This is a genomic window from Microvirga sp. HBU67558, assembly GCF_018069605.1.
GTDB classification, from domain to species: Bacteria; Pseudomonadota; Alphaproteobacteria; order Rhizobiales; family Beijerinckiaceae; genus Microvirga; species Microvirga terrae.
The window spans coordinates 49,939-58,976 of the sequence record NZ_JAGPUP010000536.1 but is presented as its reverse complement, the minus strand read 5'-3'; the positions used below and the strand labels follow the sequence as shown (position 1 = coordinate 58,976).

General features: G+C 61.0%; 9 protein-coding genes. 3 read left to right on the top strand and 6 right to left on the bottom strand.

The genetic code is table 11. From position 1 onward, the window contains the following. The first annotated feature begins 468 nt into the window (after positions 1-468). From KBI52_RS19475 to KBI52_RS19465, 3 genes are all read left to right on the top strand, one after another. Positions 469-735: a hypothetical protein gene (locus KBI52_RS19475; protein ID WP_173947136.1), complete on the top strand. Its 267-nt coding sequence runs from the start codon at positions 469-471 to the stop codon at positions 733-735. A 410-nt stretch (positions 736-1,145) separates the two neighbouring features. Further along, complete coding sequence (locus KBI52_RS19470; RefSeq protein WP_210810648.1) at positions 1,146-2,825, top strand: M10 family metallopeptidase C-terminal domain-containing protein; 1,680 nt, start codon at positions 1,146-1,148, stop codon at positions 2,823-2,825. Between the two features lie 109 nt (positions 2,826-2,934). After that, positions 2,935-3,246 carry a hypothetical protein gene (locus tag KBI52_RS19465; RefSeq protein WP_173947134.1) on the top strand — a complete coding sequence of 104 codons (312 nt, stop codon included), beginning with the start codon at positions 2,935-2,937 and terminating at the stop codon, positions 3,244-3,246. 220 nt (positions 3,247-3,466) lie between these two features. Here the strand turns inward: KBI52_RS19465 and KBI52_RS19460 are convergent, their stop codons facing one another. The 6 genes from KBI52_RS19460 to KBI52_RS19435 all read right to left on the bottom strand — a co-directional run bounded on the left by KBI52_RS19460 (position 3,467) and on the right by KBI52_RS19435 (position 9,036). Continuing rightward, the gene (locus KBI52_RS19460; RefSeq protein ID WP_210810644.1) at positions 3,467-4,756 is read right to left on the bottom strand and encodes an FAD-binding oxidoreductase; all 1,290 of its coding nucleotides are present in this window, start codon (positions 4,754-4,756) and stop codon (positions 3,467-3,469) included. A gap of 8 nt (positions 4,757-4,764) precedes the next feature. After that, positions 4,765-5,262: a GAF domain-containing protein gene (locus KBI52_RS19455; protein WP_210810639.1), complete on the bottom strand. Its 498-nt coding sequence runs from the start codon at positions 5,260-5,262 to the stop codon at positions 4,765-4,767. A gap of 42 nt (positions 5,263-5,304) precedes the next feature. Further along, positions 5,305-7,116: an ABC transporter ATP-binding protein gene (locus KBI52_RS19450; protein ID WP_210810635.1), complete on the bottom strand. Its 1,812-nt coding sequence runs from the start codon at positions 7,114-7,116 to the stop codon at positions 5,305-5,307. 301 nt (positions 7,117-7,417) lie between these two features. Beyond that, a complete protein-coding gene (locus KBI52_RS19445; RefSeq protein ID WP_210810631.1) occupies positions 7,418-7,960 on the bottom strand; it encodes an MOSC domain-containing protein in 543 nt (180 codons plus the stop codon). Positions 7,961-8,001: 41 nt separating this feature from the next. After that, entirely contained in the window at positions 8,002-8,451 is a 450-nt protein-coding gene (locus KBI52_RS19440) for a DUF488 family protein (protein ID WP_173947129.1), read from the bottom strand. Between the two features lie 9 nt (positions 8,452-8,460). Continuing rightward, positions 8,461-9,036 carry a cyclase dehydrase gene (locus KBI52_RS19435; protein WP_210810627.1) on the bottom strand — a complete coding sequence of 192 codons (576 nt, stop codon included), beginning with the start codon at positions 9,034-9,036 and terminating at the stop codon, positions 8,461-8,463. Positions 9,037-9,038: the final 2 nt, after the last annotated feature.

Sequence of the window (9,038 nt, the reverse complement as noted above, 5' to 3'; positions counted from 1 at the left end):
GATGTCCCTTCTGCCGCGCCCGCTTCACTCTTGGATCACTGATGAAAGTGCCAATGTAGTGCTAGCACGTGTTCGGCTCCAAACTGCCGGACGGACTTCAGCAGAATTCCACAGACCTCGGCTGGTGCTCTCGCGCGGTCGAGGCTGCGGATGGCTTCTATTGTTCTCTGGAACGCTCTGGATGACATACGATTTTGCCCCCAGATCAGAATGTTATGACGTCATTCAACCGTCAACGTTACCAATCTGATACCAGATGCTCTCCGGCTCTCGCGACGGGCGAGACACAGGCTTCGCAGGAGCTTGCCCCATTAGGCTCCTGCTCCCGGTCACGAACCCTGTCCGAAAGTGCAGTTTCTTTAACGCTCCAGCTTTGCAATACTTGCCTGAGGAAACGCCCAGATCCTCTGTTCACAGGCGTTCCGACCAAAATGACTGAAGGAAAACCTTCGGCATATGGGGGAAATCATGAAGAACGCGGCCGATGCGCCCGGCGTCGTTGATCCATACGCAACGCTTGAGAAAATCCTCAAGGTGATTGGTCGATCCTGGTTGAGCGAAGAGTGGCGACTTGAAGACATTCGCCTCCTTGCTCAGGAGGCCATCACAAAACGGGGCAAGAGGGAGGGCGCGAAGGCCGCCCGGGCCGCTGCCCCATCCCTTGAGCCACAGATTCGCTTCGAACCGGGCATCCATCGAACCTCGGTCAAAAGGGGCAACCGGCTTCCCTCGTAGCCTCCTGCAAGCGGAGACCGGTGTTGTCTCAGGGAATCCTCATGACCCGCCTGAGGACACGGGCCTGGAACTCAGAGGCAGCATGGTACGGACAATCCATGCGGCATGTTGTCGAAAGAGCGAACAGCCACACACATCTGCTTTCGGAAATTCCGAGGACCGCTTATAGCTCGTGGAGCGATTTATTCGCGCGAGATCAAACCAGTAAAAACAATCTCGTCGGGGCTCGGATCAGGCAATCACAATGATATTATATAACAAATTCGTCTGGGATGGGCTCCCTCGGCAAGCTTAAGTCTTTCGGAAGGGACTTACGGCATCCTGCAAACACCAGCCTGCTTTCCGTTCGCCGGCCGGTTTCCGTGCGAATACTCGCCTTATCCGTTTCTGCTCTATTCGTTTGAAGAACCATGCCTGCTGTCGAAACATACAATTCAACGGGAAATGCTTACATCGATGCTGTTCTCGGTACGATGAAATGGGTACCAGGCAATCTGACTTATAGCTTCCCCGCAACGGCCGCCTCGTATGGATCGTCCTACGGCGGCGGCGAAACCGCGAAAGGCTTTGGCGCGTTCAACGATGCCCAGCAGGCCATCACGCGCTCGGCATTGAATCTCTATGCGGCAGTCAGCAGTCTGACCTTCCAGGAGCAGAGTGGAGCCAGCACATCCTCTGCCGATCTGCGATTTGCACAATCGGACTTGCCCAGCACGGCATGGGCCTATTTTCCGACAACCGATGCAACAGGCGGCGATGTCTGGCTCAATAATTCCAGCCGTAGCTACGCGAGTCCGGCGATGGGGAACTATGCCTATCTTACGATCATGCATGAGATCGGGCATGCCCTTGGGCTTGAGCATTCGCATGAGGGCAACATGCCCCAAGATCGCGACAGCCTGGAATACACCGTGATGAGCTACCGCTCCTATGCGGGCGCATCGACCAGCACGGGCTATACCAACGAGACCTGGGGTTATCCCCAGTCCCTCATGATGTACGACATCGCCGCAATCCAGCACATGTATGGTGCGAATTACGGGTTGAACGGTGGCGATACGACCTATGCCTGGAGCCCCACGACGGGCGAGATGTTCATCAATGGCATCGGACAGGGCCTCCCCGGCGGCAACCAGATCCTGCTGACCGTCTGGGATGGCGGCGGGATCGATACATACAGCTTCACCAACTACACCACCGGTCTCTCCATCGATCTCGAGCCTGGAGCCTGGACGATAACCGCCCAGGAGCAACGCGCAAAGTTGTATTGGGACGGCTCGAAACTCGCTGCCGGCAATATCGCCAATGCGCTCCTTTATCAGGGCAACGAGCGCTCTCTTATTGAGAACGCCTCCGGTGGTTCCGCAAGCGATGTAATCAAGGGCAACATGGCCAGCAACACGCTGCAGGGCAATGGTGGCGACGACACGCTCTACGGCCAGAACAACAACGACGTTCTGATTGGCGGAAGCGGCAGCGACCTGCTCAACGGCGGGATCGGATCAGACACGGCGAGCTACATCACAGCGAAGGCAGCCGTGACGGCTGATCTCCAGTCCTCCTCGGGCAATCGAGGCGATGCCGCCGGCGACACCTACGAGAGCATCGAGCACCTTACCGGCAGTGCTTACAACGACATGCTCTATGGCAATGGTGCTTCCAATGTCATTCATGGAGAAAGCGGCAAGGATACCCTTTTCGGGCGCAGCGGCAATGATACACTCGATGGTGGATCAGGCAGCGACAAGCTCTATGGACAGAGCGGCAAGGACCTGCTCATCGGAGGAAGCGGCGCAGACGTCTTCGTTTTCCAGACGTTGAGCGATTCTCGTAAATCCACTGTGGATACGATCACCGATTTCCGCCGCGGCTCCGACCATATCGACCTTCGCGGAATCGACGCCAACACCAAGGTTGCAGGCAACCAGGCCTTCAGCTTCATTGGCAAGACTGCATTCCATGGGAAGGCGGGAGAACTGCGCTTTGCCGATGGCATCGTATCGGGCGACGTGAACGGCGACAGGTCCGCGGACTTCAAGATCAAGGTCGCAGACTTGACCACGCTGTCGAAGAACGACTTCTATCTGTGATCAGATTTTTGTGATCTCTCGGTCGGGCAGACCGGGGTTGCCTGCTGGCGAGGGATGGTGCGAGGACAGACTCTTCGGAGCCGAACCGATTCCATCTCGGGAGCCATGCATGCAACCCTCCATCGCCGCCTGTCTCATCCTGCTCGTTGGAACGGTCGCCCCGGTGGTTACGCTGGCAGCCGACAGCGAGCGATCGCTTCCGGAAACGGATCTTGCCGCCCCCTTCCGCACGAAGGAACGCACCTATTTCCGCGAGCACCGACTGCGTGCGTACGAGCGCTCGCGGGCAGGAACGAGCCAAGGCGCCACCTGCACGACGCCGAGAGGCGTGTGCTGGATTGCGGAGCCCCTGTCCGAGAGCAGTGACTGCGCCTGCGAAAGCCGACACCTCGGAACGATCCACGGCACAATTGGTGGCTGACTAAAATAATCCGTTAACCATCTGGACAGATAGCAAGCTCAGGCATTATCCACATCGTGAACCTTCCGGCTTTCGAGGAAGCACGATGGAACAGACGGGAAAACGCCACCCCGCCAACGATGCCCTGGCCTATCTCATGAATCTGATCGCGCTCGCGTTCAGTTTCAGCTGCCTTTGGATTGTCGCATCCGCTGCCAAGATGTGATCTTGTATCCGCAACTTAGCGGGAGCGGAACTCCCTGGCCGCATCGGCGACTTGATAGCTCCAGTAGGTGAGCTGGGCGGCGGCACGACCGATGATGCCGCCATTCCACGTCAGACCGAAGGGCGCGAAGAGACGGTAACGGTCGCTCTCGCCCGTAATGCCTTCTGCGACCACCGTACCGCCGATCGTCGTGGTGTTCATACCGTGACCGCCGAAAGCCGTGCAGTACCAGACGCCTGGCTTCCATGACCCGATCTGCGGCATCAGGTGTCGGGCGTACGACATGAGACCCGACCAGGCGACCTCTACCTTCAAATCAGAGAGTTGCGGATAAGTCGTCACCATCTCCCGTCTGAGCAGGGACGCGATGTTGCGCGGATCGGTCGTTCGGGTGGTGATTCGTCCGCCCCACAGAATTCGGCTCCCCCCATCGACCCGACGATAGTAATCCCCTGCCCGACGATCATCGAGAATCGCCGCCTGCATGCGAATGGCTCCCTGGACCAGATCCGGCGACGACTCGGTCAGCAGAACATAAGTGGCAATCGGCAGGAATGCGCGTTTGAGGGCGGGCAGCACGTCATCCGTATAGCCGCCCGTTGCAAAGACCACGTGCTCGGCGGAAATCTCCGCGCCCGTCGTGCGGACGATCTTGCGGGGTCCCTCAAGATCTGCCGACGTCACGGGCGAGTGCTCGTGAATGGCTGCGCCCAGCCGCATCGCTTCGCGCGCCAGCGCACTCCCGTAGTTCAAGGGATGGAAGTGAAAAGCATCTTCATCCAGAACGGCCTCGTGGTATCTGGGCGAGGCGAGCAACTCTCTCACCTCAGCCCGCGGCAAGTAGCGCAGCGTCTGACCGAACTCGCGCTGCTGGCTTTCACTGGCCGCCTGCAAGGCTCCCCGCGAGTCATAGCGCAGGACTTTTGCGATTCCCGGCACCGGATGAGCGTCCTTGATGCCGAGTTCGTCGATTTCGCTGCGCACGATGTCCACGCCTTCCATGGAAAGCCGGAACAGCTCCCGCGCGTGATCGGATCCTACGCGCCGCTCGATGGAGGAAAGGCCGGTCGCATAGCCTGCGGAGACGAAGCCGCCGTTACGGCCAGAGGCGCCCCAGGCGACACGACGGGCTTCGAGCAGAACGACGCTCCGTCCGGTGCGCGCGAGCTTCAGTGCCGCGGTGAGGCCGGCCAGGCCGCCGCCGATGATGCAGACATCTGCCTCCATGCGGCCCGCCGCCCCCGGATAGGTTTCCGATATGGCGGCCGTGCGGCTGTAATAGGTGTCGACATGGGCTGGCAGCATGCGTCGGGCTAAAGCGTGAGGTCGGAAGCATTGAGATAGATCTCAACCAGCATCTCGCAGCCCTGACGGTCCTCTTCATCGAACCGGTTCGGGCTGGGGCTGTCGAGATCGAGCACACCCAGAACCTTTCCGTCCTTGATGAGAGGCACGACGAGCTCGGAGCGCGAGGCACTGTCGCAGGCGATATGGCCCGGGAAGGCATGCACATCCGGCACCACGATGGGTTCCTTGCGCTCAACCGCTGCGCCGCAGACGCCGCGGCCGACCGCGATCCGCACGCAGGCCGTCTTGCCCTGGAACGGCCCGAGAACGAGTTCCGATCCACGCATGAAATAGAAGCCCGCCCAGTTCAGGTCCGGCAGGAACTGGTAGATCAACGCCGACATGTTGGCGGCATTCGCGATCGCGTCCGGCTCACCCGCCAGAAGCCCGGAGAGTTGCTGAGCGAGGGAAGCGTAAAAGTCCCGCTTGCTGTCGGAGACCGGAATATCTTTGACTTCGAACATGGCAATTTCCTTAGGATTTTCAAAGAATTTTGTCCAGACGTCCTATTCTGCGGCCATATCGGACCTAGCCCCTTTTGCGAGGTCCAGACCCTGGTGGTCGCAGAGGCGGCGGTAGAGGCCGCCTTTTCTGTAAAGCGTGAGGTGGTCCCCCTCCTCCACGATCCGCCCCCGGTCGAACACGAGAATGCGGTCGAGAGCCCGCACCGTGGACAGCCTGTGTGCGATCACGACGGAGGTGCGCCCCACCATGAGCCGTTCCATGGCCTGCTGGATCAGCACCTCCGATTCCGAGTCAAGGGCCGAGGTCGCCTCGTCCAGGATCAGAATGGGCGCATCCGCCAGGAAAGCGCGCGCGATGGCGACCCGCTGCCGCTCGCCGCCCGAGAGCTTCACGCCGCGCTCACCCACGAGCGTAGAGTAGCCTTTGGGCAGACTCATGATGAACTCATGCGCATTGGCGAGACGCGCCGCCTGCTCGATGTCGGCCATCGAAGCGCCGGGCCGCCCGTAGGCGATGTTCTCGGCCAGGGTGCGATGGAACAGGATCGGTTCCTGCTGCACGATCGCAATCTGCGAACGCAGGGACGCCTGCTCGGCCTGAGCGATGTTCTGCCCGTCGATCAGGATCTGCCCACCTGTCACGTCGTAGAGACGCTGGATCAGCTTGACGAGGGTGGTTTTGCCGGAGCCCGACGGCCCCACGAGGCCGACACGCTCGCCTGCTCGGATCATCAACGACAGATCCCGATAGAGCGGCGTCTCGTGTCCGACATAATGGAACGTGACACGCTCGAACGCGACTTCGCCACGGGAGATGTGGATCGGCCTCGCGCCGGCATGGTCCGGCACACCGATGGTCTCTCGATGGATCTCGACGAGTTCCTCCATGTCATTCACGGAACGGCGCAGGTTGTTGATGTGCATGCCGACATCGCGCAGGTATCCGTGGATCACGAAGTAGGTTGTGAGCACGTAAGCGAGATCACCCGGCGTCGCGCGATCCTGCCACCATAGCCAGATGGCCGTCCCGATGATGGCGGCGCGAATGCCGAGCAGCGCGATGAACTGCACCGTGCCGCTGTTGGTGCCCCGCTGCCAGACGCGCCGGGTGCGGGTCTGCCACTTTCCCAGCACCCAGGTGAGGCGCCCGTCCTCGCGTATCTCGGCACCGAACGCTTTGACCACCGGGTTGCAGCTCAAAGCATCCGCCAGAGTGCCGCCGACACGGGTGTCCCACGCATTCGCCAACCGGGCCGCAGGCGCGACATAGAGGGTCGCCAGGAAGCCGGTCATGACGATGTAGGCCAGCGCGCTCACTCCGATGACGAGCCCCATCACCGGCCAGCGCAGGCCCAGGATGATCATCGAACCCGCCAGCACCGTGAGAGAAGGCAATAGGGCCAGCAGGAGCGTATCGTGCATCAGGTCGAGCGCCCACATGCCGCGCGTGATCTTGCGCACGGTGGAGCCGGCGAAGGAGTTGGCGTGCCAGTCGGTCGAGAACCGCTGCACACGTGCGAACGCATCCTGCGCGACGCGCCCCATCACCCGCAGCGTGAGCTCCACGATGCCGTAGAAGGCCAGATGACGCATGACGATCATGAGCAGGCCGAGGCCGGTCATGAACGCGAAGGCGACAAGCGCCGCATGCAGGGCAGCCTCGCGGTCGCTGCTGCCCGTCGCGATGGCATCGACGAGCCGCCCCGCGAAGACGGGCATGAACACGTCGGCCAAGGTCGACACCATCATGGTCACCATGATGAGCACCACATAGCGCGGCTCTTCACGCCAGTGGCGGAACGTGAATTTCAGGACATCGCGGGTGGCGTCCCCGCTTTTCTTCGACTGGTTCATGGAAGCGAACAGGCGGCGCTCGGAGCACGCACCTCTCCCCGGAAGAGTGAAGAGCGACCGTAGAAACGCCGGCTTACGGCGTCCGATGCCGCTCGAAGATCATCACACGTGATAGCTTGGTAAGGTTTGCCGGGCCTTGGAGCCCCGCCTGATCCGACCTAAAGTTCGGACGCGGGAGGAACGTTCAGCAAGCACATAGAAGCCATGCAGTCCTCCCTCTCTAGAAATTAAACCTAGACTCAAAGTAGTCCAGTTCCTTCAACTTGGCAACCGCAGTTTTGTTGCAGGATGATCTGGACCTTCATACGACTTCGAGCGGCCGATAGGGCCCGGACGGCAGTTCCAGTCGAACGGCATCCCCCGCTCTTACCTCGCCATCTTCGACGACAACCCCCATGATGCCGGATTTTCGGACGAGATTTCCATGCGCGTCCCTGCCGAGGACAGCCTTCATGAGGCCTTTTTGGAAGCGATCAATCTGCACACAAGGGTTTCGCAGCCCTGTGACCTCGATCACGGCTCTATCGCCGATGAGCAGTCGCGCGCCCGTCGGCAAGCCGAGAAGGTCGATGCCACGCGTCGTGACATTCTCGCCCATAGCGCCCGCACGGACGTCGAACCCTGCCTCACGCAACTCGTCGTGCAGCTCGGCATGGATCAGGTGAACCTGCCGCAGGTTCGGCTGGTTGGGGTCCTTGGCCACCCGAGAGCGATGCTTGACCGTCGTGCCGAGATGCGCATCACCCTCGACCCCTAGACCTGCCAGGAGACGAATGACATCCTGATTGGGCTTGCTGAAGCTGTGGCTAGGACTCGCACTGACGGCGGTAACGAATGCATGCATCGGGTGTCTCAGCCGCAAGGGAGTGTTTCTCCCTTGTAGCGTCAGAGAACTGCCAGATCCACCGTTTCGAATCCCTTTTCGGCCAAGTGCTGCGCCAACACCCGGCGGTGGCAATTGGCGGGATCGCGCTCGAAGCAGAGCAGGCAGATCGGGCGTGTCAGCGCCAGGGCTTCGAGTTCCTGGAGGGATTCCTGGGCCGGCCCCGTGGCCAGAACCTCGTCGCAATAGATCCGGCGCATCAGTTCGCCGTCACCGGCTCGCGCCGCCTGTCGCCCCGCCTTCGGCGTCCCGAGCCTGATGAAATGCTGGTAGCCGATATCCTGGCCCGCCAGGGCATCACGCAGGGCCGATTTCGAGAACCCACGCTTGCGCGAGAGCGCGACGGCACGCACATCCGCGAGAACCGCGACGCCAGCATCCTTCAAAGTCGTGAGGAAGCGGTCCACGTCCGCTCCCTCGTACCCGATCGTAAATATCTGCGGCCTGTCCATGCCGTTAGGTTACATGGACGGTTGCGGATGTCGAGGCGCCTCAGGTTGCGTGTAGGGCCGCAGCGCTTCAGGCGTGCGGAAGTCGCGCGGCACCTCAAAGTCTCGCGCCGCCCCGTGGCTCTGCTCGATCCCCCGGGGATAGCCCGTGCGGCTGGAGTAATCCTGCATCGGCGGCAGCGGATGGGGGCTTTCGCGACTGAGGGTCTGGGCGCAATACACATCGAGGGCCGTCACGCCCGCCACAGCCGCCATGGCAATCCCGACATTGCCCTTCTTCGGGTTGTTGCCTTCGAGTGCGGTCGCCAGGGTCGCCAAGTCGAGCCCGTCACCCGCGACCCGCCCCCAGATCCACGGTGTCGGGTCCTTCGATGCCAGAATGCCGATGCCGGTCGCGATCTCACGAACGCCATAGCCGGCAATCAGACCCTCCTGCCCCTTCATGCCCAACGCTCGCGCCAAGGCCCGAGGCGCGGCGATTTCAGCGATTCCAAGAGCAATGGAGAACAGCCCGAGCCCACGGGCGAGAGTATCGGTTGCCGTGTCGGCATGACCACGACGGCGCGTTCTTTCGGTTTCGTAACGCATGA

Bases quoted from the DNA above. Each gene is read 5' to 3' on its own strand.
- KBI52_RS19460 (WP_210810644.1), bottom strand. From the start codon at position 4,756: ATGCTGCCAGCCCATGTCGACACCTATTACAGCCGCACGGCCGCCATA.
- KBI52_RS19440 (WP_173947129.1), bottom strand. From the start codon at position 8,451: ATGGACAGGCCGCAGATATTTACGATCGGGTACGAGGGAGCGGACGTG.
- KBI52_RS19470 (WP_210810648.1), top strand. From the start codon at position 1,146: ATGCCTGCTGTCGAAACATACAATTCAACGGGAAATGCTTACATCGAT.
- KBI52_RS19455 (WP_210810639.1), bottom strand. From the start codon at position 5,262: ATGTTCGAAGTCAAAGATATTCCGGTCTCCGACAGCAAGCGGGACTTT.
- KBI52_RS19475 (WP_173947136.1), top strand. From the start codon at position 469: ATGAAGAACGCGGCCGATGCGCCCGGCGTCGTTGATCCATACGCAACG.
- KBI52_RS19445 (WP_210810631.1), bottom strand. From the start codon at position 7,960: ATGCATGCATTCGTTACCGCCGTCAGTGCGAGTCCTAGCCACAGCTTC.
- KBI52_RS19465 (WP_173947134.1), top strand. From the start codon at position 2,935: ATGCAACCCTCCATCGCCGCCTGTCTCATCCTGCTCGTTGGAACGGTC.
- KBI52_RS19450 (WP_210810635.1), bottom strand. From the start codon at position 7,116: ATGAACCAGTCGAAGAAAAGCGGGGACGCCACCCGCGATGTCCTGAAA.
- KBI52_RS19435 (WP_210810627.1), bottom strand. From the start codon at position 9,036: ATGCGTTACGAAACCGAAAGAACGCGCCGTCGTGGTCATGCCGACACG.